The 24,841-nt window shown below is 72.5% G+C and carries 16 protein-coding genes and 1 tRNA gene; 13 read left to right on the top strand and 4 right to left on the bottom strand.

Going from position 1 to position 24,841, the window contains the following annotated elements; all coding sequences use genetic code 11:
• The first annotated feature begins 178 nt into the window (after positions 1–178).
• The 7 genes from trpC (at position 179) to pyk (ending at position 12,120) form a co-directional block, all read left to right on the top strand.
• Entirely contained in the window at positions 179–1,003 is an 825-nt protein-coding gene (trpC, locus tag LEP48_RS09300; protein ID WP_225565309.1) for an indole-3-glycerol phosphate synthase TrpC, read from the top strand.
• A gap of 132 nt (positions 1,004–1,135) precedes the next feature.
• On the top strand, positions 1,136–2,413 hold the full coding sequence (gene trpB / locus LEP48_RS09305; RefSeq protein ID WP_255641085.1) for a tryptophan synthase subunit beta: 1,278 nt from the start codon (positions 1,136–1,138) through the stop codon (positions 2,411–2,413).
• A 26-nt stretch (positions 2,414–2,439) separates the two neighbouring features.
• The gene (gene trpA / locus LEP48_RS09310) at positions 2,440–3,345 is read left to right on the top strand and encodes a tryptophan synthase subunit alpha (protein WP_225565414.1); all 906 of its coding nucleotides are present in this window, start codon (positions 2,440–2,442) and stop codon (positions 3,343–3,345) included.
• Positions 3,342–4,439 carry a prolipoprotein diacylglyceryl transferase gene (lgt, locus tag LEP48_RS09315; RefSeq protein ID WP_422723822.1) on the top strand — a complete coding sequence of 366 codons (1,098 nt, stop codon included), beginning with the start codon at positions 3,342–3,344 and terminating at the stop codon, positions 4,437–4,439. Before trpA ends, lgt begins: the two co-directional genes overlap by 4 nt.
• A 119-nt stretch (positions 4,440–4,558) precedes the next feature.
• A complete protein-coding gene (gene gltB, locus LEP48_RS09320; protein ID WP_225565310.1) occupies positions 4,559–9,127 on the top strand; it encodes a glutamate synthase large subunit in 4,569 nt (1,522 codons plus the stop codon).
• Complete coding sequence (locus LEP48_RS09325; protein ID WP_225565311.1) at positions 9,120–10,601, top strand: glutamate synthase subunit beta; 1,482 nt, start codon at positions 9,120–9,122, stop codon at positions 10,599–10,601. The genes gltB and LEP48_RS09325 overlap by 8 nt, the downstream gene beginning before the upstream one ends.
• A 79-nt stretch (positions 10,602–10,680) precedes the next feature.
• Positions 10,681–12,120 (top strand): pyruvate kinase, encoded by a 1,440-nt coding sequence (pyk, locus tag LEP48_RS09330; protein WP_225565312.1) that lies wholly within the window; start codon positions 10,681–10,683, stop codon positions 12,118–12,120.
• Positions 12,121–12,191: 71 nt separating this feature from the next.
• Here the strand turns inward: pyk and LEP48_RS09335 are convergent.
• A tRNA-Leu gene (locus LEP48_RS09335) sits at positions 12,192–12,265 on the bottom strand.
• A gap of 178 nt (positions 12,266–12,443) precedes the next feature.
• On the opposite strand from LEP48_RS09335, the gene LEP48_RS09340 reads away from it, so the two are divergent.
• The gene (locus LEP48_RS09340; protein ID WP_225565416.1) at positions 12,444–13,064 is read left to right on the top strand and encodes an ANTAR domain-containing response regulator; all 621 of its coding nucleotides are present in this window, start codon (positions 12,444–12,446) and stop codon (positions 13,062–13,064) included.
• 231 nt (positions 13,065–13,295) lie between these two features.
• Positions 13,296–14,000 carry a GNAT family N-acetyltransferase gene (locus LEP48_RS09345; RefSeq protein WP_225565313.1) on the top strand — a complete coding sequence of 235 codons (705 nt, stop codon included), beginning with the start codon at positions 13,296–13,298 and terminating at the stop codon, positions 13,998–14,000.
• A 32-nt stretch (positions 14,001–14,032) separates the two neighbouring features.
• Here the strand turns inward: LEP48_RS09345 and LEP48_RS09350 are convergent, their stop codons facing one another.
• A complete protein-coding gene (locus tag LEP48_RS09350) occupies positions 14,033–14,485 on the bottom strand; it encodes a hotdog fold thioesterase (protein WP_422723823.1) in 453 nt (150 codons plus the stop codon).
• A gap of 19 nt (positions 14,486–14,504) precedes the next feature.
• Between LEP48_RS09350 and polA the strand changes: the two genes are divergently transcribed.
• The gene (gene polA, locus LEP48_RS09355; RefSeq protein WP_225565314.1) at positions 14,505–17,228 is read left to right on the top strand and encodes a DNA polymerase I; all 2,724 of its coding nucleotides are present in this window, start codon (positions 14,505–14,507) and stop codon (positions 17,226–17,228) included.
• A gap of 40 nt (positions 17,229–17,268) precedes the next feature.
• On the opposite strand, the gene LEP48_RS09360 is transcribed toward polA, so the two are convergent.
• Positions 17,269–18,090, bottom strand: coding sequence for a class I SAM-dependent methyltransferase (locus tag LEP48_RS09360; RefSeq protein WP_225565315.1), 822 nt, complete (start codon positions 18,088–18,090; stop codon positions 17,269–17,271).
• Between the two features lie 183 nt (positions 18,091–18,273).
• Here LEP48_RS09360 and rpsA point away from each other — a divergent pair, with 183 nt between their 5' ends.
• On the top strand, positions 18,274–19,782 hold the full coding sequence (gene rpsA, locus LEP48_RS09365; protein ID WP_225565316.1) for a 30S ribosomal protein S1: 1,509 nt from the start codon (positions 18,274–18,276) through the stop codon (positions 19,780–19,782).
• A gap of 158 nt (positions 19,783–19,940) precedes the next feature.
• Here the strand turns inward: rpsA and LEP48_RS09370 are convergent, their stop codons facing one another.
• On the bottom strand, positions 19,941–21,839 hold the full coding sequence (locus LEP48_RS09370; protein WP_225565317.1) for an ABC transporter ATP-binding protein: 1,899 nt from the start codon (positions 21,837–21,839) through the stop codon (positions 19,941–19,943).
• A gap of 35 nt (positions 21,840–21,874) precedes the next feature.
• Between LEP48_RS09370 and coaE the strand changes: the two genes are divergently transcribed.
• Complete coding sequence (gene coaE / locus LEP48_RS09375; protein WP_225565318.1) at positions 21,875–22,510, top strand: dephospho-CoA kinase; 636 nt, start codon at positions 21,875–21,877, stop codon at positions 22,508–22,510.
• 46 nt (positions 22,511–22,556) lie between these two features.
• Entirely contained in the window at positions 22,557–24,668 is a 2,112-nt protein-coding gene (gene uvrB / locus LEP48_RS09380) for an excinuclease ABC subunit UvrB (protein ID WP_225565319.1), read from the top strand.
• Positions 24,669–24,841: the final 173 nt, after the last annotated feature.

Below are 24,841 nucleotides of genomic sequence, written 5' to 3' on the forward strand. Positions count from 1 at the left end.
CCGCACCACCCTCACGGCGCGCCCCGACCACCGCTCGTCGGGGCGCGCTGCGCGTCCGGGCTGCTGCCGGCGGGTGTCTCACGCTCCGGAGCACGTCCGGGGTCACCCGTCGGCGGGCCTACGATGGCTGGCAGGCGTGGGCAGGGACGGATCTGCGCCGGGGGACGGGAGGCACAGCATGACGGTCCTGGAGGACATCATCGCGGGGGTCCGCGAGGACCTCGCCGTGCGCCAGGCGCACACATCTCTGGACGTGCTCAAGGAGCGCGCGGCACGGGTTCCGGGCGCGCTCGAGTGCTGCGGCCGACTCCTGTCGGAGGACCGGGTCGCGGTGATCGCCGAGGTCAAGCGGTCCAGCCCGAGCAAGGGCGACCTGGCGCCGATCGTCGACCCGGCGTCCCTCGCCGAGGAGTACGCCAGGGGCGGCGCGAGCGCGATCTCGGTGCTCACCGAGCAGCGCCGCTTCGGCGGCAGCCTCGACGACCTGGACGCGGTGCGCGCCCGGGTCGACGTCCCGGTCCTGCGCAAGGACTTCGTCGTCACGCCGTACCAGGTGTGGGAGGCGCGCGCCCACGGCGCGGACCTGGTGCTGCTCATCGTGGCGGCGCTCGAGCAGACCGTCCTGACCTCGCTGGTCGAGCGCGTGCACTCCCTCGGCATGACCGCCCTGGTCGAGGCGCACACCGCGGACGAGGTGAAGCGCGCCCTCGACGCCGGTGCCCGGGTGGTGGGCGTCAACGCCCGCGACCTCAAGACCCTCGAGGTGGACCGCAGCACGTTCGCCCGCCTCGCGCCGCTGGTCCCCGACAACGTGGTGCGCGTCGCGGAGTCCGGGGTGCGCGGCCCGCACGACGTGCTCGACTACGCGCGCTCCGGTGCGCACGCCGTGCTCGTCGGCGAGGCGCTCGTCACGGGCGGGACGCCGCGCCGGTCCGTGGCCGACCTCGTGGCCGCAGGGCAGCACCCGGCCCTGTGGTCTGTGCGGCCCGCCGCCCAGCCCTGATCAGCTCTGACCAGCCCTGACCGGCCACGGCGCACCGGCGCCGCGCCGCCCCCGCCACTTCTGCCCACACCCCCGACGACCCGAGAGGGAGGCGCTGTGCCCGACCAGCCCGACCAGCCCGTGCGCGACGCGCTGACCGAGACCCTGGCCCACCAGGTGCTCGGGCGGCTCGCCGACGTGCAGGGCCCGTACTTCGGCGAGTTCGGCGGCCGGTTCGTCCCGGAGGCGCTCATCGCGGCGCTGGACGAGCTCGAGACCGAGTACCGCAAGGCGCTCGGAGACCCCGCCTTCACCGCCGAGCTGGCGCGCCTGCACAGGGAGTACACGGGCCGCCCGTCGCCGCTGACGGAGGTGCCCCGGTTCGCGGAGCACGCGGGCGGCCAGCGGGTCTTCCTCAAGCGCGAGGACCTCAACCACACGGGCTCGCACAAGATCAACAACGTGCTGGGTCAGGCGCTGCTGGTCAAGCGCATGGGCAAGACCCGCGTGATCGCGGAGACCGGTGCCGGGCAGCACGGCGTGGCGACCGCGACGGCGGCCGCGCTGCTGGACCTCGAGTGCGTCGTGTACATGGGCGAGGAGGACACCCGCCGTCAGGCGCTCAACGTGGCGCGGATGCGGCTGCTGGGCGCCGAGGTGGTCCCGGTGCAGATCGGGTCCCGCACCCTCAAGGACGCGATCAACGAGGCGTTGCGGGACTGGGTCGCCAACGTCGAGAGCACCCACTACCTGCTCGGCACCGTCACGGGTCCGCACCCGTTCCCGGAGATGGTCCGCGAGTTCCACCGCATCATCGGCGAGGAGGCCCGCGAGCAGGTCCTCGACCGGGTCGGTCGGCTGCCGGACGCCCTGGCCGCCTGCGTCGGCGGTGGGTCGAACGCGCTCGGGCTCTTCAACGCCTTCCTCGACGACGAGGGCGTGGCGCTGTACGGCTTCGAGGCCGGGGGCGAGGGGATCGACAGCGGGCGGCACGCCGCCCGCTTCTCGGGCGGGGCGCCCGGGGTGCTCCACGGAGCCCGCTCGTACCTGCTGCAGGACGACGACGGCCAGACGTTGCCGAGCCACTCCGTCTCGGCGGGGCTGGACTACCCGAGCGTCGGCCCCGCGCACGCATGGCTGCACGACCTGGGCCGCGCCGTCTACGAGCCGGTGACCGACGACGAGGCCATGGAGGCGTTCCGCCTCCTGTGCTGCACGGAGGGCATCATCCCGGCGATCGAGTCCGCGCACGCGCTCGCAGGCGCGCTGCGCGTCGGGCGTCGTGCGGCGGACGACGGACGCACGGACCAGGTGATCCTCGTCAACCTCTCCGGGCGCGGGGACAAGGACGTGGCGACCGCCGCGACGTGGTTCGGCCTGCTGGACGACGAGGCCGCCCAGGCGGCGCAGGGCACCGAGGGGGACAAGTGAGCGCAGCGACCAGCCCGGTGGGCACCATGCCCGTCGCCTCGGCGACCGGTGACCGGATCGCCGCCCTGCGTGCCGAGGGGCGCGCGGCGCTGGTGGGCTACCTGCCGGTCGGCTTCCCCGACGTCGAGCGGTCCGTCGAGGCGGTCCTCGCGATGGTGGACGCCGGGGCGGACGTCGTCGAGGTGGGCGTGCCGTACACGGACCCCGTGATGGACGGCCCGGTGATCCAGCGCGCGGCCGAGGCCGCGCTCGCGGGCGGCACGCGGGTCCGCGACGTCCTGCGCGTCGCCGAGGCCGTGGCGTCCCACACTGCCGGCCGGGTGCCGACGCTGGTGATGAGCTACTGGAACCCGCTCCTGCGCTACGGCGTGGACGCGTTCGCGCGCGACCTGGCTGCCGCCGGCGGCGCGGGCGTGATCACCCCGGACCTCATCCCGGACGAGGGTGCCGAGTGGATCGCGGCCTCCGACGCCCACGGCCTCGACCGGGTCTTCCTGGTCGCGCCGAGCTCGACGCCCGAGCGGCTGCAGCGCACGGTCCGCGCCACCCGCGGTTTCGTCTACGCCGCCTCGACGATGGGCGTCACCGGCGCGCGCTCCCAGGTGGGCGCCCGCGCGGAGCAGCTCGTGGCGGACACCCGCGCCGCGGGTGCCCGTGACGTCTGCGTCGGCCTCGGCGTCTCGACCGGCGACCACGCCGCCCAGGTGGGCCGGTACGCGGACGGCGTCATCGTGGGGTCGGCGCTCGTGGGTGCGCTCCTCGCCGACGGACCCTGGTCGGCCCGGATCGACGAGCTCCAGCGTCGCACCGCGGACCTGGCCGACGGTGTCCGCCGGGCCCGCGGCGCCGGGCCGGTGGCCGCTGGCCGTACAGTTCTGGCCGTGGACGACTCGACGACCGTGGACCCGACCTCGCAGGAGACCTCCCCGTGACCGGACTGACGAGCGGGCTCCAGGCCTCCCTGGCGACCGCGCTGCACACCGCGATCCCGAGCCCGCCCCAGCACACGTGGTACCTCGGTCCGGTGCCCCTGCGCGCCTACGCGCTGGCGATCCTCGCCGGCATCGTCGTCGCGGTCCTGATCACCATGAAGCGCTGGGTGGCGCGCGGTGGCGTGGCCGACGACGTGCTCGACATCGCCTTCTGGGCGGTGCCGTTCGGCATCGTCGGCGGCCGGCTCTACCACGTCTTCAGCACGCCGGACCCGTACTTCGGGCCGGGCGGTGACCCGGTCCGGGCGCTGTACGTCTGGCAGGGCGGCCTCGGCATCTGGGGAGCCGTGGCGCTCGGCGCCGTCGGCGCCTGGATCGGCTGCCGGCGCAAGGGCGTGCGGCTGAGCAGCTATGCGGACGCCCTCGCGCCAGGTCTGCTCGTCGCGCAGGCGATCGGCCGCCTGGGGAACTGGTTCAACCAGGAGCTCTTCGGCGCCCCCACGACGCTGCCGTGGGGCCTGGAGATCGACACCCCGTACCTGCCGGTGGACCCCGCGACGGGGCTGGTCTACGCGGAAGGTACCCTCTTCCATCCGACATTCCTGTACGAGATGATCTGGAACCTCGCAGCGGCGGCGTTCTTGATCTGGCTCGACCGTCGGTACAGGCTCGGTCATGGGCGGGTATTCTGGGCCTACGTCGCGACCTATACCCTTGGCAGGGTGTGGATCGAGATGCTCCGCATCGACACCGCAGAGCACGTGCTCGGGCTGCGGCTGAACGTCTGGACGTCGATCATCGTCGGCCTTGGTGCCGTCGTGGCGTTCGTCGTCATCGGCCGCAGGTACCCCGAGCGCGAGGACGGGGTGCAGCTGCCCGGCCGTGCTGCGGCGGGCGGTGCGGAGGGCGTCGAGGGCGCCGGGGACACCCGGGGAACGTCCGCGGCGGACGATCATGACAGGACGACCAACGAGCACGGTGGCGACGACACGAACGACGCCGACCGGCCGGACGACCCCGACGAGGGCCGCGGCCGGGACCGTGCTGGAGCGGACGCCGACGGGCCCGACCCGGGGTCGACGGCCCGCGCCTGAGGCGGTACGCGTCCCGGACACCTCCGGGGTCGTGTCGCCGTGTACCGACGGGCCGACGGCGTCCCGACCATCTTGAGCTAGGCGTGCCCGCGTGCGGGCGCGGACGGAGGACGGTGTTGATGACTAGGCCGCAGCATGGGGTCCAGGCACCCCGGGCACAGGGTCTGTACGACCCCACGGCCGAGCACGACGCGTGCGGCGTCGCGTTCGTGGCGACCCTGCGCGGGACGCCCGGGCGCGACATCGTGGACGCGGGGCTCACCGCGCTGCTGAACCTCGACCACCGCGGCGCGGTGGGTGCGGAGGAGAACAGCGGGGACGGCGCAGGGATCCTCACGCAGATCCCGGACGCCTTCGTCCGCGACGTGATCCCTGTCGAGCTGCCCCCCGCGGGCCGCTACGCCATCGGCATGGCGTTCCTCCCGCAAGACGGGGCCGAGGCGGACCGGGTGGTGGCGCGCTTCGACGCGATCGCCGCCGAGGAGAAGCTCGAGGTGCTCGCCTGGCGCGACGTGCCGGTCACGGCCGACCTCGTCGGGCCGACGGCCCGTGCCTCGATGCCGCTGTTCCGCCAGGTCGTCGTGGCGGACCCGTCGCGCGAGCTGTCCGGCCTCGAGCTGGACCGCCGCACGTACCGGCTGCGCAAGCGTGCCCAGAACGAGCTGGACCTGTTCCTGGCGTCGCTGTCGTGCCGCACCCTGACCTACAAGGGCATGCTCACGACGGCTCAGCTCGAGCCGTTCTTCCCCGACCTGTCCGACCCGCGGTACGCGTCGGAGATCGCGCTCGTCCACTCGCGGTTCTCGACCAACACGTTCCCGTCGTGGCCGCTGGCCCAGCCCTTCCGGCTCCTGGCGCACAACGGCGAGATCAACACGGTGCGCGGCAACCGGAACTGGATGGCGGCGCGCGAGGGCACGCTCTCCAGCGACGTGCTGGGCGACCTGTCGCCGCTGCTGCCGGTGTGCACGGAGGGCTCCAGCGACTCCGCGAGCTTCGACGAGGTGCTCGAGCTGCTGCACCTCGGCGGCCGGTCGCTCCCGCACGCGGTGCTCATGATGGTGCCGGAGGCGTGGGAGAACCACGCGGAGATGGACCCGGCACGCCGCGCGTTCTACCAGTACCACGCCAACCTCATGGAGCCCTGGGACGGCCCCGCCTGCCTGACGTTCACCGACGGCACGCTGATTGGCGCGGTGCTGGACCGCAACGGGCTGCGCCCGGGCCGGTACTGGGTCACCGAGGACGGTCTGGTCGTGCTCGCGTCGGAGGCCGGGGTCCTGGACCTCGACCCCGCGACCATCGTGCGCAAGGGCCGCCTGGAGCCGGGGCGCATGTTCCTGGTCGACACGGAGCAGGGCCGGATCGTCGAGGACGACGAGGTCAAGGGCCAGCTCGCCGCGCACCGTCCCTACGGCGAATGGATCGCCGGCAACACGATCACCCTGGACTCGCTGCCGGAGCGTGAGCACGTCGCGCACTCGCCGGCGTCGGTCCAGCGTCGTCAGCGCGCCTTCGGCTACACCACCGAGGAGCTCAAGGTCATCCTGACGCCGATGGCGAACCAGGGTGCGGAGCCGCTGGGGGCGATGGGGTCCGACACCCCGATCGCCGTCCTCTCCAGCCGGCCGCGGCTGCTCTTCGACTACTTCACGCAGATGTTCGCGCAGGTCACCAACCCGCCGCTGGACTCGATCCGTGAACAGCTCGTCACGGCCATCGACAGCACGATCGGGCCCGAGCCGAACCTGCTCGACGAGGTCGCGCAGCACGCCCGCAAGCTGGACCTGCCGTTCCCCGTGATCGACAACGACGAGCTCGCCAAGATCGTGCGCATCGACCGGGACCCGCGCCTGGAGGGCGAGTTCCGGGCGGGCATCGTCCGCGGGCTCTACGAGGTCTCGGGCGGCGGCCGGGCGCTGCAGGCGCGCCTGGAGGAGATCTTCGCCCAGGTCGACGCGGAGATCGCGGACGGCGTGACGCACATCGTGCTGTCCGACCGCGACTCGGACTCCGAGCTCGCGCCGATCCCGTCGCTGCTGCTCACCAGCGCCGTCCACCACCACCTGCTGCGCCGCCACACGCGCACCAAGATCTCCCTGGTGGTCGAGGCCGGCGACGTGCGCGAGGTGCACCACGTCGCGCTGCTCATCGGTTACGGCGCCGCGGCGGTCAACCCGTACCTCGCGATGGAGACGGTCGAGGACCTCGCACGGCACGACTACCTCGACGTCTCGCCCGAGACGGCGGTGGCGAACCTCATCACGGCGCTCGGCAAGGGCGTGCTCAAGGTGATGAGCAAGATGGGCATCTCGACGATCATGTCGTACCGCGGTGCGCAGATCTTCGAGGCCGTGGGCCTGTCCCACGAGCTCGTCGACGACTACTTCACGGGCACCACGAGCCGCCTCGGCGGCATCGGGCTGGACGTGATCGCCGCCGAGGTCGCCGCCCGGCACGCCGAGGCGTACCCGGCGTCGGGCAACCACAAGGCGCACCAGCGCCTCACCAGCGGCGGGGAGTACCAGTGGCGCCGTGACGGCGAGGAGCACCTCTTCGACCCGGAGACGGTGTTCCGTCTCCAGCACGCGACGCGCTCGGGCCGGATGGACATCTTCCGCCAGTACACCCGTCGCGTGGACGAGCAGTCGCGCCGGCTGATGACCCTGCGCGGGCTCCTGCGCTTCGACCCCGACCGTGAGCCCGTCCCGCTGGACGAGGTCGAGCCGGTCAGCGAGATCGTCAAGCGCTTCAACACGGGCGCGATGTCGTACGGCTCGATCTCGGCGGAGGCGCACGAGACTCTCGCGATCGCGATGAACCGCCTCGGCGCCCGGTCGAACACCGGTGAGGGTGGCGAGGACCCCGAGCGCCTCTACGACCCGGAGCGTCGTTCGCGCGTCAAGCAGATCGCGTCGGGCCGCTTCGGCGTCACGAGCGAGTACCTCACCCACGCCGACGACATCCAGATCAAGCTCGCCCAGGGCGCCAAGCCCGGCGAGGGCGGTCAGCTGCCCGGGCCCAAGGTGTACCCGTGGGTCGCCAAGACGCGGCACTCGACGCCCGGCGTCGGGCTGATCTCGCCGCCGCCGCACCACGACATCTACTCCATCGAGGACCTGGCGCAGCTCATCCACGACGCCAAGAACGCGAACCCGTCGGCCCGCGTCCACGTCAAGCTCGTCTCCGAGTTCGGCGTCGGCACCGTGGCGACCGGCGTGTCCAAGGCGCACGCGGACGTCGTCCTGATCTCCGGGCACGACGGCGGCACGGGCGCGAGCCCGCTGACGTCGCTCAAGCACGCGGGCACGCCGTGGGAGATCGGCCTGGCGGAGACCCAGCAGACCCTCGTGCTGAACAACCTGCGCGACCGCATCGTCGTGCAGGTGGACGGGCAGATGAAGACGGGCCGCGACGTGGTCGTGGCCGCCCTGCTGGGTGCCGAGGAGTTCGGCTTCGCGACGGCTCCGATGGTCGTCTCGGGCTGCATCATGATGCGCGTGTGCCACCTGGACACGTGCCCCGTGGGCGTGGCCACGCAGAACCCGGAGCTGCGCAGCCGGTTCACGGGCAAGCCCGAGTTCGTCGTGAACTTCTTCGAGTTCCTCGCCCAGGAGGTGCGCGAGCACCTCGCCTCCCTCGGCTTCCGCTCGATCGCCGAGGCCGTGGGGCACGTCGAGGCGCTCGACACGCGCAAGGCCCTCGACCACTGGAAGGCACAGGGCCTCGACCTCGCGCCGGTGCTCGCCGCCCCGCAGGCGGGGCCGGACGCCGTCCTGCGCCAGGTCGCCACCCAGGACCACGGTCTCGCCAAGGCGCTGGACAACCAGCTCATCGAGTTCGCCCGCGAGGCGCTCGAGGACGCCCGGCCCGTGCAGATCTCCGTGCCGGTGCGCAACGTGAACCGCACGGTCGGCACCATGCTCGGCCACGAGGTCACCAAGCGGTACCGGGGCGAGGGCCTGCCCGACGACACCATCGACGTCACCCTCACCGGGTCCGCGGGCCAGTCGCTCGGCGCCTTCCTGCCGCGGGGTGTCACCCTGCGGCTGTTCGGCGACGCCAACGACTACGTGGGCAAGGGGCTCTCGGGTGGCCGGATCGTCGTCCGGCCGGACCGGGCCGCCGTCCTGGAGGGCGCGGCGAACGTCGTGGCGGGCAACGTCATCGGCTACGGCGCCACCTCGGGCGAGATCTTGCTGCGCGGTCGCGTGGGGGAGCGGTTCGCGGTGCGCAACTCCGGCGCGACGCTCGTCACCGAGGGCGTGGGCGACCACGGCTGCGAGTACATGACGGGCGGCACCGTCCTGGTGCTCGGCCCGACGGGGCGCAACTTCGGCGCGGGCATGTCCGGGGGCGTCGCGTACGTGCTCGGGCTGCGCGACGTCGCGATGAACACGCAGGCGGTCTCCTCGGGCGAGCTCGAGGTCGGCCCTCTGGATGACGCCGACTGGGAGCAGGTCACCGGCCTGCTGCGGCGGCACCTGGAGGAGACGGGATCGCCGGTGGCGGCCGAGCTCCTCGCCGACGACGGCGCGCGCGAGCTGTTCACGCGCGTGCTGCCCCGGGGGTGGGCCCGCGTGCGGGCCGCGCTCGCGGACGCCGAGTCCGAGGGCCGGACGCTGGGCGAGGGCAAGGGCTTCGACCCGACCCTGTGGGAGCACATCATGGAGGTGGCACGTGGCTGACCCGCGCGGATTCCTGAAGGTGCGGGAGCGCGAGCTCCCGCCGAGCCGTCCGGTCGAGGTCCGTCTGCGCGACTGGAAGGACACGCACGCGCAGCGCGAGGACGGCCAGCCCTTCCTCAAGGAGCAGGCGGGCCGCTGCATGGACTGCGGCATCCCGTTCTGCCACCAGGGCTGCCCGCTGGGCAACCTCATCCCCGAGTGGAACGACCTCGTGCGGCGCGGCCAGTGGGCCGACGCCATCGAGCGGCTCCACGCCACGAACAACTTCCCCGAGTTCACGGGCCGGGTGTGCCCGGCCCCGTGCGAGTCGAGCTGCGTGCTGGGCATCAACCAGCCCGCGGTGACGATCAAGAACATCGAGGTCTCGATCATCGACGAGGCGTTCGCCCGGGGCCTCGTCGCACCGCAGGTGCCCCAGCGGCTCACCGGCTCGACGGTCGCGGTCGTCGGGTCCGGCCCGGGCGGCCTGGCCGCCGCGCAGCAGCTCACCCGTGCCGGCCACACCGTGGTCGTGTACGAGCGGGACGACGCCGTCGGCGGCCTGCTGCGCTACGGCATCCCCGACTTCAAGCTCGAGAAGCTGCACATCGAGCGGCGGCTCGAGCAGATGGAGGCCGAGGGGACCCGGTTCCGCCCGGGCGTCGAGATCGGGCGGGACATCACCTGGGACGCCCTGCGCCGCCGGTTCGACGCGGTCGTCGTCGCGACGGGCGCCACCGTGCCGCGCGACCTCGCGCTGCCCGGCCGCGAGCTCGACGGGATCCACTTCGCGATGGACTTCCTGGTGCCAGCCAACAAGGCGGCGGGTGGCGACCCCGTGGAGGGCGCGCCGAGCGCCGAGGGCAAGCACGTCGTCATCATCGGCGGTGGCGACACCGGCTCCGACTGCCTGGGCACGTCTCTGCGTCAGGGTGCGGCCAGCGTCACGACGCTGGCGATCGGCAAGCAGCCGCCGCTCGAACGGCCCGCGCACCAGCCCTGGCCCACCGACCCCATCGTGTTCGAGATCTCCTCGTCTCACGAGGAGGGCGGCGAGCGCACGTATCTCGCCTCGACGGTAGAGTTCGTGGGCGAGGCTGGCACGGACGGTGGGGCACCCGCGGTGCGCGCTCTGCGCGTGGCCGAGACGGAGTACCTGCCGGACGGGCGCCGCGTGCCCAAGCCGGGTACGGAGCACGACATCCCAGCAGACCTGGTCCTGATCGCCATGGGCTTCACCGGCCCGGAGACCGACCAGATCGTCTCGCAGACGGGCATCGAGCTGACGGGCCGAGGCCTCGTGCGCCGCGACGACACCTATGCGTCGAGCGTCCCGAGCGTCTTCGTGACCGGCGACGCGGGCCGGGGCCAGTCCCTGATCGTCTGGGCGATCGCCGAGGGGCGTGCCACGGCGGCCGCCGTCGACGCCTACCTGCAGGGCAGCACCGAGCTGCCCGCCCCGGTGGGCCCACGGACGGTCGCACTGAGAGGATGAGCAAGACCCCGGACGCCGCGGCGGCGCCCGGGCCAGGTCCCGGTTCGCACCGGGGCCGTTCGACGACGAGGCTGGAGACATGCGCAGAGCGAAGATCGTGTGCACCATCGGACCCGCGACGGCGTCCGCAGAGAAGCTGCGGGAGCTGGTCGACGCGGGCATGGACGTGGCCCGCATCAACCGGAGCCACGGTGAGCAGGCGGAGCACGAGGCCGTCTACCAGGGTGTGCGGACCGCGGCGAAGGAGGCCGGCCGCAACGTCGCCGTCCTCGTCGACCTGCAGGGTCCGAAGATCCGGCTGGGCCGGTTCGAGGGCGACCAGAAGCACTTCCTGGCCGAGGGTGACACGTTCACCATCACCACCGAGGACGTCGTGGGCACCAAGGAGCTCGTGTCCACGACGCACAAGGGCCTGCCGTCCGACGCCCGCGTCGGCGACCCGATCCTCATCGACGACGGCAAGGTCCGCGTCCGCGTGACCGCGGTGGACGGCCCGCGCGTCGTCACCACGGTCGAGGTCGCCGGGCCGGTGTCCAACAACAAGGGCCTGAACCTGCCCGGCGTCGCCGTGTCCGTCCCCGCGCTGTCGGAGAAGGACACCGACGACCTGCGCTGGGCCCTGCGCATGGGCGCCGACCTCATCGCGCTGTCGTTCGTCCGGTCCGCCAAGGACTACGACGACGTCGCCGCGATCATGGAGGCCGAGGGGCGCATCGTGCCCGTTATCGCCAAGATCGAGAAGCCGCAGGCGGTGGACAACCTCGAGGAGGTCGTCGCAGCGTTCGACGGCTTCATGGTCGCCCGTGGCGACCTGGCCGTGGAGATGCCCCTCGAGCAGGTGCCGCTGGTCCAGAAGCGGATCGTCGAGCTGGCGCGCCGCAACGCCAAGCCGGTGATCGTCGCGACCCAGGTGCTGGAGTCCATGACGACCAGCCCCACGCCGACGCGCGCGGAGGCCTCCGACTGCGCCAACGCCGTGCTCGACGGCGCGGACGCGGTCATGCTCTCGGGCGAGACCAGCGTGGGCGACTACCCGATCGTCACCGTGCAGACCATGGCCCGGATCATCACCGCGACCGAGGAGATGGGCCGGGAGCGCATCGCGCCGCTCGGGTCGAGCCCTCACACGCGCGGTGGCGTCATCACCCGCGCCGCCGCGGAGATCGGCGAGACGCTCGGGGTGAAGTATCTCGTGACCTTCACCCAGTCGGGCGACTCCGCCAAGCGGATGTCCCGCCTGCGCTCGGGGATCCCCCTGCTGGCCTTCACCCCCGAGGAGAGCGTGCGCAACGTCCTGGCGCTCACCTGGGGCACCAGCACCTACCAGGTGCCGAAGGTCGACAGCGTCGACGCCATGGTCGGGCAGGTCGACTCCACGCTCCAGGCCAACGGCCTGGTGGAGCCCGGTGACCGTGTCGTGATCGTCTCGGGCGCCCCGGTGGGCGTGCCCGGCACGACGAACTCGATCCTGGTCCACAAGGTGGGCAGCCACCAGGACGGTCACGTCATCGCCGAGTGACCTGACCGGGAGCGCCTGGCGTGCGAAGGGCCTGGCACCGTCATGGACGGTGCCAGGCCCTTCGCCGTGCGTGCCCCGGGCGGGATTCGAACCCGCACTGGATCGGGTTTGAGCCGATTGCCTCTGCCGGTTGGGCTACCGGGGCGGTGCGGGCCCATCGAACCACACGCGCAGGTCGGAGCCCAAAGCGCCGGGAGCGGTGCGCGTCGCGCGACTCACACGGGACGCGCACGCGCCCGGGCACCGGTGGCGTCTAGGATGGGCGGGTGACCGACAAGCCCAACGAGAAGCCCGAGGCGACCGCGCCGCTCGACCTGCCGCCCATGATCGACCAGGAGCCCGAGGCTCCCCAGGAGACGAGCGCGCGTCCGGCGCGTCGTGCCGTCGTCGCCGAGGACGAGGCGCTCATCCGGATGGACGTCGTGGAGACGCTCCGTGAGGCCGGCTTCGACGTCGTCGGCGAGGCCGGTGACGGCGAGACCGCCGTCCAGCTCGCGACGAGCCTGAAGCCCGACGTCGTCGTCATGGACGTCAAGATGCCCGAGCTCGACGGCATCTCTGCCGCGGAGCGGATCGGCAAGGCCCACGCGGCCCCGGTCGTGCTGCTCACGGCGTTCTCGCAGACGGAGCTGGTGGAGCGTGCGCGCGACGCCGGCGCGATGGCCTACGTCGTCAAGCCCTTCACCCCTGCGGACCTGCTCCCGGCCGTGGAGATCGCGATCTCCCGCTACCAGCAGATCGGCGCGCTCGAGTCCGAGGTCGCGGACCTCACCGAGCGGTTCGAGACCCGCAAGCGCGTGGACCGCGCCAAGGGCCTGCTCATGACGAAGATGGGCCTGTCGGAGCCTGAGTCGTTCCGCTGGATCCAGAAGACGTCGATGGACCGCCGCCTCACCATGCGCGAGGTCGCGGACGCCGTGATCGAGCAGGTCGGCAGCGCCTGATCGGTCCCGGTCCCCGGTCTGTGGGTGCTGGTAGACGACAGCGTGGATCACAGCCCGGAGACGTTGTGCGGCTCCCAGTCGACGGCTATCGTCGCCTGGGAGCCGTAACCATTCCGTGATGTTCTTGCTTCACCGACCGCGCGCCCCGGGCACCCGCCCGGGCGTGGCCCCGCAGGGTGCGGGCAGTCCCGCGACCAGCGGGGCGGCGGTCCCCGTCGAGGAGAGGTGCCGATGCGTGCAGCCGTCGAGGTCCGTGCGGCAGGTCAGGACGACCTGGTCGCCGTCGCCGCGCTCGCTGCGGAGGCGGTCGACGAGGCACCGACCGCCGTGCAGGCCGGACAGGGCGACTCCGCACGGCTGGCCGAGCACCTCAGCGTGCTGATCGGCGCCGGCGGCAGCGTCCTCGTGGCGACTCTCGACGACACCGTCTGCGGGTTCCTCGTGGTCCGCCTCATCGAGCCTCAGCTCTTCGCGCCCACGGCCAGCGCCTACGTCGACGCCGTGTACGTCCCGGGTCGCGCGCGCCGGCGCGGCGTCGGGCACGCCCTCGTGGCGGCGATGGCGACCCTCGCGGCCGAGCGTGGCGCGGAGCAGGTGTTCTGCGCCCCGGCGCCCGGCGCGCGCGGCATGCACCGGTTCCTCGCCCGGCTCGGCTTCGCGCCGGCCTCTGGGCACCGCGTTGTCGGGATCGCGACGCTGCAGCGCCGCCTGGCCCAGGAGGGGCCGCAGGCACCGCGCGGCGCCAGGGTCAGCCGACGGGACGCCACCCGCGCCGCCATCGAGGACCTGGTCGCACGGCGCCGTCGGGCGCGTGCCGCAGGCCTGCCGACGGGGCCGGTCGACCTGCGCGACTTCCAGGCGCAGCGCGAGGCGATGCTGCGCGACGCCGCTGACGCCGCTCCCGCGCAGGACGTGGTGGCCGACGCCAGGCCGTGACCTGACGCCGGCCGCGCGCCGTCGGCGGTCCGTCAGGCCGCGAGGATCATGCAGGTGAGACGGGCGGTGCAGACGCGCCGCCCGTCGTCGTCGGTCACGACGATCTCGTAGGCGGCGGTGGTGCGGCCCAGGTGTAGCGCCGTCGCCACCCCGTGCACGCTGCCGGAGCGCACGCCCCGGTGATGGGTCGCGTTGACCTCCAGGCCGACGGCCGCACGGTCGGTGCCGGCGTGCAGCTGCGCGGCGATCGAGCCGAGGGTCTCGGCGAGCGTCACCGACGCGCCGCCGTGCAGGAGCCCGGCGGGCTGGGTGTTTCCCTCGACGGGCATGCTGCCCGTGGCGCGCTCGGGGGCGACGTGGGTGAGCTGGATCCCGAGCCGCTCGATGAGCGTGCCGCGGGCGGCCGCCCGCCACTCGTCGTCCGTGCGGGGGAAGCGCTGTGCAGGGGATGCGGTGGGGCGCTCGGGCCCGGGGGTGTCGGTCACGCAGGTTAGGTTGGCATCCGTGACGACCTCTGCGCGAACCGGCACCCGACCGCGGCTCCTGCTCATCGACGGCCACTCCATGGCGTACCGGGCGTTCTTCGCCCTGCCCGACACGCTCGTGACGTCGAGCGGACAGGTGACCAACGCCGTCTACGGCTTCACGTCGATGCTGACGAACCTGCTGCGTGACGAGCAGCCGACGCACGTCGCCGTCGCGTTCGACGCGGGCCGTGTCACGTTCCGCACGGAGCGGTTCGCGGAGTACAAGGGCAACCGCGACGCCACGCCGGAGGTGTTCCGCGGTCAGGTGCCGCTCATCCGGGAGGTGCTGGACGCCCTGCGCATCCCGTTCCTGCAGCGCGAGGGCATCGAGGCCGACGACATCCTCGCCACGCTCGCGCGGCACGGCACGCAGGCCGGGATGGACGTCCTGGTCTGCTCGGGCGACCGCGACGCGCTGCAGCTCGTGGACGCCGACGTGACGGTGCTCTACCCCAAGCGCGGCGTGTCGGAGCTCGCTCGCATGACCCCCGCCGCGGTCCAGGAGAAGTACGGCGTCCCGCCGGAGCGCTACCCGGACCTCGCGGCCCTCGTCGGGGAGTCCAGCGACAACCTGCCGGGTGTCGCCGGGGTGGGGCCCAAGACGGCGGCCAAGTGGGTCACGACGTACGGCGGCCTCGAGGCGCTGCTCGACCACGTGGACGAGCTCAAGGGCAAGGCCGCGGAGAACCTCCGCTCCTCGGTGGAGCAGGTCCGGCTCAACCGGGAGCTCAACGCGCTGCTGCGCGATGTCGAGCTCCCGCTCGGCATCGAGGACTTCCGGCTCGCGGGGTTCGACCGCGAGGCCGTGCACCGCGTGTCCGACACGCTCCAGTTCGGTGCGCTGCGAGACCGGCTCCTCGCCGCCGACCCGGCCGCGGAGCCGCTGGTCGAGGTCGCGGCCGAGGGCGTCGCCGTCGCGGTGGCAGCCCTGGAGCCGGGTCAGCTCGAGGGCTGGTTGGCCGAGCGTGCGGGCCGTCGGCTCGGGCTCGACGTGACCGGTACGGCGATCCTTGCCGCGGGCGACGCGTGGGAGGTCGCGATCGCGGAGGGCTCGGCCCAGGGTCCCGGCGCGGCGGTCGCCCTCGACCTGGCGGACCTGTCGGCCGCCGACGACCGCGCGCTCGGCGCCTGGCTCGCCGACCCGTCGTCCCCCAAGGTCGTGCACGGCAGCAAGACGGCCTGGCACATGCTGGCCTCCCGTGGTCTGGACCTGCACGGCGTCGAGTTCGACACCGAGCTCGCGGCCTATCTGTGCTACCCGGACCAGCGGGGCTACGACCTGGGCGACCTCGTGGTGCGGCACCTCGGGCGCGAGCTCGGCACCGGCGAGGCGGCGGCCACCGGTCAGGGCGCGCTCGACCTGGCGCTGGACGGCGGTGACGACGACGAGCCGCGCGCACGGCAGTCCGCCGCACGGGCGACCGCCGTCGTGGACCTGGCCGACGCCCTCGCGGGGCAGCTCGCGGACCGGGGCGCGACCGGCCTGCTGACCGAGCTCGAGCTCCCGCTGTCCCAGGTCCTGGGGCGCATGGAGTCGACGGGCATCGCGGCGGACGTCGAGTACCTCACCGAGCTCGAGCGGCAGTTCGCCGCGTCGGTCGCCGAGGCGGCCGCGGAGGCGTACGACGTCATCGGCCGGCAGGTGAACCTCGGCAGCCCGAAGCAGCTCCAGGAGGTGCTCTTCGACCAGCTCGGGATGCCGAAGACGAAGAAGATCAAGACGGGCTACACCACCGACGCGGCGTCCCTGCAGGACCTGTACATCAAGACGGAGCACCCGTTCCTGGAGCACCTGCTCGCACACCGCGACGTGACCCGGCTGCGCACCACCGTCGACGGGCTGCTCAAGGCCGTGGCCCCCGACGGCCGGATCCACACCACGTTCCAGCAGACGATCGCGGCGACCGGGCGGCTGAGCTCCACGGACCCGAACCTCCAGAACATCCCGATCCGCACGGAGGAGGGCCGTCGCATCCGGCGCGCCTTCCGCGTGGGCGAGGGGTACGAGTCGCTGCTCACCGCGGACTACAGCCAGATCGAGATGCGGATCATGGCGCACCTGTCGGGCGACGCCGGGCTCATCGACGCGTTCCGCTCGGGGGAGGACCTGCACCGGTACGTCGGGTCGCGGGTGTTCGACGTCGAGCCGCAGGACGTCACGCCCGAGATGCGCTCGAAGATCAAGGCGATGAGCTACGGGCTCGCGTACGGCCTCAGTGCCTTCGGCCTGTCCCAGCAGCTGACGATCCCCACGGGCGAGGCGCAGAAGCTCATGGACGACTACTTCGAGCGGTTCGGAGGGGTGCGGGACTACCTGACGAGCGTCGTGGAGGAGGCCCGGGTCACCGGGTACACCGCGACCATCGAGGGGCGTCGCCGGTACCTGCCCGACCTCACGAGCGACAACCGGCAGCGGCGCCAGATGGCCGAGCGGATGGCCCTGAACGCGCCGATCCAGGGCAGCGCGGCCGACATCATCAAGATCGCGATGCTCAAGGTGCAGGCCGAGCTGGACCGCCGCGAGATGTCCTCCCGGCTGCTGCTCCAGGTGCACGACGAGCTGGTGGTCGAGGTCGCGCCCGGCGAGCGCGAGCAGGCGGAGGACGTGCTGCGCACCCAGATGGGTGCGGCGGTCGAGCTCGACGTGCCGCTCGACGTCTCGGTCGGCGCGGGGGCCACCTGGCACGACGCCGGGCACTGAGCCCGCCCCGAGGACGACGGCGGGCCGCGGCCTGCCCCCGTCAGTCCTTCGTCGTGACGAAGACGGCGGTGCCGGGCAGCAGGGCGCCGCGCTCAGGGCTCCAGCCGCCCCAGACCTGGTCGTTCCAGCCCGGCCACTCGGGCTCGACGACGTCCCGCAGCCGCAGCCCGGCGGCGACGACGTCACGCACGTGGTCGCCGAGGGTGCGGTGGTACTCGGCGTAGGTGACCCGGCCGTCGTCGTCGGACTCGGCGTAGGGGCGACGGTCGAAGTAGGAGCGGTCTGCGATCAACCCGCGGGCCGTGGGGTCGTCGGGGAACGCCCACCGCACCGGGTGCGTCACGGAGAACACCCAACGGCCGCCAGGACGCAGCACGCGCGCGGCCTCGGCGTGGACCCGGCGGGCGTCGGGAACGAACGGGATCGCCCCGAAGGACGTGAAGACGACGTCGAAGGCCTCGTCGGCGAACGGCAGCGCCCGCGCGTCCGCCTGGACACGGGGCACGACCACGCCCGCCGCGGCGTCGAGGCGGTCGCCGCCGGCGAGCATCCCGCCGGACACGTCGCTCGCCACCACGCGGGCGCCGCGGGTGGCGAGCCAGCGCGAGCACTGGGCGGCGCCGGCGCCGACCTCGAGGACGGCGGCGCCCGCCACGTCCCCCAGGAGCCCCGCCTCGTCCTCGGTGAGGCCCTCGGGGCCCCAGCGGAACGTGGCGGCGCCGAGGAAGTCCCCGTGCTCGTCGAGGTACTCCGCGGCGTTCGCGTCCCACCATCCGCGCGCGGCCCCGCCGCCCTGGGCGTCGGGGACGTCCTGGTAGCCCGCCCGGGACAGGGGCGGCGGCACGGGCCCGGAGCTGGTCATCCGGTCATCGTGGCACGCGTTGACCCTCAGGTGCCGCGCCGATAGGATGTCTCGCGGTGCAGTGCGCCTCTGTGCGCCCGTGACCTTCCGCCGGCAGGCCTCGTCCCGTCGGACGGTCGACCCACGGTCCTGTACCACGACCCTGACCGCACTACGTCCTGTCCGCATCGGAGCATCTACTCAATGACCATCTCCACCACGAAGTCCGCCCCGCAGGTTGCCGTCAACGACATCGGCACCGAGGAGGACTTCCTTGCCGCCGTCGACGCCACCATCAAGTACTTCAACGATGGTGACATCGTCGAAGGCACGATCGTCAAGGTCGACCGCGACGAGGTACTCCTCGACATCGGCTACAAGACCGAGGGCGTCATCCCCTCCCGCGAGCTCTCGATCAAGCACGACGTCGACCCCGGCGAGGTCGTCGCCGTCGGCGACGCCGTCGAGGCGCTCGTCCTCCAGAAGGAGGACAAGGAGGGTCGTCTGATCCTGTCCAAGAAGCGCGCCCAGTACGAGCGCGCCTGGGGCACGATCGAGAAGATCAAGGAGGAGGACGGCGTCGTCACCGGCACCGTCATCGAGGTCGTCAAGGGTGGCCTCATCCTCGACATCGGTCTGCGTGGCTTCCTCCCCGCCTCCCTGGTGGAGATGCGTCGCGTCCGCGACCTCGCGCCGTACGTCGGCAAGGAGATCGAGGCCAAGATCATCGAGCTCGACAAGAACCGCAACAACGTGGTCCTGTCGCGCCGTGCCTGGCTCGAGCAGACGCAGTCCGAGGTCCGCTCCACCTTCCTGCAGACCCTGCAGAAGGGCCAGGTGCGCCCCGGTGTCGTCTCGTCGATCGTCAACTTCGGTGCGTTCGTCGACCTGGGCGGCGTGGACGGCCTCGTGCACGTCTCCGAGCTGTCCTGGAAGCACATCGACCACCCGTCCGAGGTCGTCGAGGTCGGCCAGGAGGTCACCGTCGAGGTGCTCGACGTCGACCACGACCGCGAGCGCGTCTCCCTGTCGCTGAAGGCGACGCAGGAGGACCCGTGGCAGGCCTTCGCCCGCACGCACGCCATCGGCCAGGTCGTGCCCGGCAAGGTCACCAAGCTGGTGCCGTTCGGTGCGTTCGTCCGCGTGGAGGACGGCATCGAGGGTCTCGTGCACATCTCGGAGCTGGCCGTGCGCCACGTCGAGCTGCCCGAGCAGGTCGTCAGCGTCGGTGCCGAGGTCTTCGTCAAGGTCATCGACATCGACCTCGAGCGTCGTCGCATCTCGCTGTCGCTCAAGCAGGCCAACGAGGGCGTCGACCCCGAGTCGGAGGACTTCGACCCCGCGCTGTACGGCATGGCGGCCGAGTACGACGAGAACGGCGAGTACAAGTACCCCGAGGGCTTCGACCCGGAGACCAACGAGTGGCTCGAGGGCTTCGAGTCGCAGCGTGAGGCCTGGGAGGCCGAGTACGCCAAGGCCCACGCGCGGTGGGAGTCCCACCGCGAGCAGGTCCGCGCGGCCATCTCGGCCGACGCCGACGCCGCGGTGAGCGACGCCGTGCCGAGCGGGAGCTCCTCCTCCTCCTCGTCCTCGTCGTCCTCCTCGTCGTCCTCGGCGTCGTCGTACTCCTCGGCTCCGGCCCAGGAGGCCACCGGCACCCTGGCCTCGGACGAGGCGCTCGCGGCGCTTCGCGAGAAGCTCACCGGGAACTGATCCCGGCCGGCCGCCGACGCGGCCGGTGAGTGTCTGACGCAGGCCCGTCACCCCTCGGGGTGGCGGGCCTGCGTCGTGCCCGGCGGCGAGCTGTCAGGGCGTGGTGCGTGAATGCGTGCACGTGGCCCTGACCGCAGGGACGGGGCAGGCCTGGGCGGCTACTGCGGGTCCGCGAACTGGGTGCGGTAGAGCTCGGCGTAGAGGCCGCCGCGGGCGAGCAGCTCCGGGTGGGTGCCGCGCTCGACGACACGGCCGGCCTCCAGGACCACGATCGAGTCCGCCGCGCGGACGGTCGACAGCCGGTGCGCGATGACGACAGAGGTGCGTCCTGCGAGGGCCTCGTCGAGAGCTGCCTGGACCGCGGCCTCGGACTCCGAGTCCAGGTGCGCCGTCGCCTCGTCCAGCACGACGACGTCCGGGGCGCGCAGGAGCAGCCGGGCGATCGCCAGCCGCTGGCGCTCGCCTCCGGAGAGGCGGTAGCCACGGTCGCCGACGACGGTCTCGAGCCCTTCGGGCAGGCGGGCGACGAGATCCCAGATGCGGGCCTGGCGCAGCACACGCTCCAGGTCGGCGTCGGAAGCCTCCGGCCGGACGAACCGCAGGTTGGCGGCCACGGTGTCGTGGAACAGGTGCGCCTCCTGGGAGACCACGCCCACGGTGGCGCGCAGGGACGCCGCGGTGACGTCGCGCAGGTCCTGCCCCGCCAGGCGCACGGCGCCGGACGTCGGGTCGTACATGCGCGAGACGAGCTGGGAGACGGTCGTCTTGCCGGCGCCCGACGGCCCGACGAGCGCCACCATCGCCCCGGCCGGGACGGTGAACGAGACGTCCCGGAGGGTGTCCTCGGTGGGATCGGCGCGCAGAGCCGCCACCGACTCGAGCGAGGCGAGCGAGACCTCGTCGGCGCCGGGATACCGGAACGTCACGGCGTCGAGCTCGAGCGACGCCCCGCGGTCGGCCACGGCGGTGCGCAGGTCCGTGGCGCCCGGGCGCTCCGCGACGGTGGGCTCGAGGTCGAGCACCTCGAGCACGCGCTCGAAGCTCACGAGGGCGGTCATGACGTCCACCTGGACGTTCGACATCCCGGCCAGGGGTCCGTAGAGCCGCCCCAGGTAGGCGGTGAGCGCGACGACGGTGCCGACGGTCAGCTGGCCGGAGATCGCCTGGAGCCCACCGAGACCGTAGACGACGGCGATGGCCAGCGATGCCAGTGTGGTGAGCCCGACGCGGAACCAGGTGCCGAGCAGGGCGGTGCGCACCCCGAGGTCGCGCAGGCGGCGCACCTGCCCGGCGTACCGCTCCGACTCCAGCGCCGGGTCGCCGAAGACCTTGACGAGGTGTGCGCCCGCGACGTTGAAGCGCTCGTTCATCATCTGGCCGGCGTCCGCGTTGAGCTCGTAGCCGGTGCGGGCCAGCGAGGCGAGCCGCCGGCCGAACCACCGTGCCGGGAGCACGAACGCGGGCACCAGCACGAGGGACAGGAGGGTGAGCTGCCACGACATCACGAGCATCGCGGCCAGCGTGAAGGCGATCGTCAGGCCGTTGGAGACGACGGTCTGCAGCGTGGAGGTGAAGGCCTGCTGGGCGCCGAGGACGTCGCCGTTGAGGCGCTGCACCAGGGCCCCGGTCCGGGCCCGGGCGAAGAACGCCAGCGGCATCCGCTGGACGTGGTCGAAGACGGCGGTGCGCAGGTCGAGGATGAGTCCCTCGCCGACCTGTGCGGACAACCAGCGTTCCGCGACGGCGAGGCCGGCCGTCGCGAGCGCGATGCCCCCCGCGGCCGCCGCGAGGGCGACGACCAGTCCCCGGTCCCCGGTGGCGATGCCGTCGTCGATGAGGCGGCGGAACAGCAGCGGCGTCACCGCCCCGGCGGCGGCGCTGAGGCCGAGGAGCAGCACGAACACCGTGAGCCGTCCGCGGTAGGGGCGTGCGAAGGCGAGGATCCGGCGCATGGTGCCGCCACCCAGCCGGTGGTCCTTGACGGAGGCGTCGCCGAGGAAGGACCGCATCGTGCGGCCCCCGCCGCCGCCGGGTCTGTGGCCGAGTGGCGTGCTCATGGCGGGAACACTACGCCCGGGGCAGGATGGTCCTCATGCTCCGCATCGGTCTCACCGGCGGCATCGCCGCCGGCAAGTCAGTCGTCGCCCGTCACCTCGCCGAGCGCGGGGCCGTCGTCGTGGACCACGACGTCCTTGCCCGCGAGGTGGTCGGGCCGGGCACCGTGGGCCTCGAGGAGGTCGTCGAGGCGTTCGGCGAGAGCGTGCTCGCGCCGGACGGATCGCTCGACCGTGCGGCGCTCGGCCGGGTCGTCTTCGACGACGCGGACGCCCGCGCCCGGCTGGAGGGGATCCTGCACCCCGAGATCCGCCGGATCGCCGCGGAGCGCGAGGCGCAGGCCGGGGCGGCGGACGACCGCGCCGTGGTGGTGCACGACATCCCGCTCCTGCTCGAGACCGGACAGGCGGACCACTTCCACCTGCTGGTCGTGGTGCACGCACCGGCCGAGCAGCGGGTCGCCCGCCTCGTCGACGGCCGCGGCATGGACGAGAAGTCGGCCCGTGCCAGGGTGGCGGCGCAGGCGTCGGACGACGAGCGGCTCGCCGTCGCGGACGTGACGTTGGACGGCAGCGGCACCGAGGACGAGCTGCGCGGCCGCGTGGACGAGCTGTGGTCGAGGCTCGAGCGGGAGGTCGACGAGGAGTCCGCCGCCGCCGCGGCGCGCGCCTGACGCCTGTCGATCCCGGAGCGTCGGTGGCGGGCCGTACGGTGGTTCCATGCGACCCGTCACCGACCTGCAGCGCGCCGTGGCCCCCTTCGAGGTGGTCTCGGAGTTCCAGCCCTCGGGCGACCAGCCGGGCGCCATCGACCAGCTCTCGTCCCGCATCCAGGCGGGGGAGAAGGACGTGGTGCTGCTGGGCGCGACGGGCACCGGCAAGAGCGCGACCACCGCGTGGCTCATCGAGAAGCTGCAGCGCCCCACGCTGGTCATGGCGCCGAACAAGACCCTCGCCGCCCAGCTGGCGACCGAGTTCCGCGAGCTGCTCCCGAACAACGCCGTCGAGTACTTCGTGTCGTACTACGACTACTACCAGCCCGAGGCGTACATCGCGCAGACGGACACGTACATCGAGAAGGACTCGTCGATCAACGACGAGGTCGAACGACTGCGCCACTCGGCGACGTCGTCCCTGCTCACCCGGCGCGACGTCGTCGTGGTCGCGTCCGTCTCGTGCATCTACGGACTGGGCACGCCGCAGGAGTACGTGGACCGGATGGTCCGCCTGGACGTCGGCGACGTCGTGGACCGGGACGACATGCTGCGCCGGTTCGTCCAGATGCAGTACACGCGCAACGACGTCGCGTTCACGCGGGGCACCTTCCGCGTGCGGGGGGACACCGTCGAGATCATCCCGGTGTACGAGGAGCTCGCGGTACGCATCGAGATGTTCGGCGACGAGATCGAGTCGATCCAGACGCTGCACCCCTTGACGGGCGAGGTCGTCCGCAACGAGCAGAGCGTGTACCTGTTCCCGGCCACCCACTATGTGGCCGGGCCGGAACGCATGGAGCGGGCGATCGGCGGCATCGAGGCGGAGCTGACCGAGCGGCTTGCGGAGCTGGAGCGGCAGAACAAGCTTCTCGAGGCGCAGCGGCTGCGCATGCGCACCACGTACGACATCGAGATGATGCGCCAGATCGGCACCTGCAGCGGGATCGAGAACTACTCGCGGCACATCGACGGGCGCGCCGCGGGCACGGCACCCCACACGCTCCTCGACTACTTCCCCGAGGACTTCCTGCTGGTGATCGACGAGTCGCACGTCACGGTGCCGCAGATCGGGGCGATGTTCGAGGGCGACATGTCGCGCAAGCGGTCCCTCGTCGAGCACGGGTTCCGCCTGCCGAGCGCGATGGACAACCGGCCGTTGCGCTGGGAGGAGTTCGTCGAGCGCATCGGGCAGACGGTCTACCTGTCGGCCACGCCCGGCGCCTACGAGATGTCGATGTCGGACGGCGTGGTGGAGCAGATCATCCGGCCCACGGGCCTGGTGGACCCCCAGGTGGTGGTCAAGCCCACGACGGGGCAGATCGACGACCTGCTGCACGAGATCCGTGAGCGTGTCGAGCGGGACGAGCGCGTGCTGGTCACGACCCTGACGAAGAAGATGGCCGAGGACCTCACCGACTACTTCCTCGAGAAGGACGTGCGGGTGCGCTACCTGCACTCCGAGGTCGACACGCTGCGCCGTGTCGAGCTGCTGCGCGAGCTGCGGCTGGGGGAGTACGACGTCCTGGTCGGCATCAACCTGCTGCGCGAGGGCCTCGACCTGCCGGAGGTCTCCCTGGTGGCGATCCTCGACGCCGACAAGGAGGGGTTCCTGCGCTCGGAGCGCTCGCTCATCCAGACGATCGGGCGCGCGGCCCGTCACGTCACCGGCGAGGTGCACATGTACGCGGACAAGATCACGCCCGCGATGCGGTTCGCCATCGACGAGACCACGCGACGGCGAGAGAAGCAGGTCGCCTACAACCTCGAGCGCGGGCTCGACCCGCAGCCGCTGCGCAAGAAGATCGCGGACGTCACGGACATGCTGGCGCGCGAGGACATCGACACGGCCGAGCTCCTGGCGGGCGGGTACCGCAAGTCGCCGTCGTCGTCGGGCAGGGGGAAGGCCCCGGTGCCCGGCGGGCCCAAGGAGGGCGCCGTCACCGGGAACCGGCTCGCGGGCGTGGCGGCGGGCGAGCTGGCCGAGCTCATCCAGGAGCTCAGCGACCAGATGCACGCCGCCGCGGCCGAGCTGCAGTTCGAGGTGGCCGCGCGGCTCCGGGACGAGATCAGCGGGCTCAAGAAGGAGCTCCGGCAGATGCAGGCCGCCACGTCCTGACCGGCGCGGGCGAGCCTGACCGGTCCCGGACGACGGCGGCGCGGGCGGACCACGAGCGGCGTCCCGTATGCTGTCCCCTCGTTGAGGGGGAGTACTCCGCAAGCGGTGAGGTCGTCATCACGGCCGGCGTCGACGCCGGTCCGGTCCCACCGGCCTGTGCGTCCGTCGGGCGC

This window comes from Isoptericola luteus, from assembly GCF_020297055.1.
In the GTDB taxonomy this organism is placed as follows: domain Bacteria; phylum Actinomycetota; class Actinomycetes; order Actinomycetales; family Cellulomonadaceae; genus Isoptericola; species Isoptericola luteus.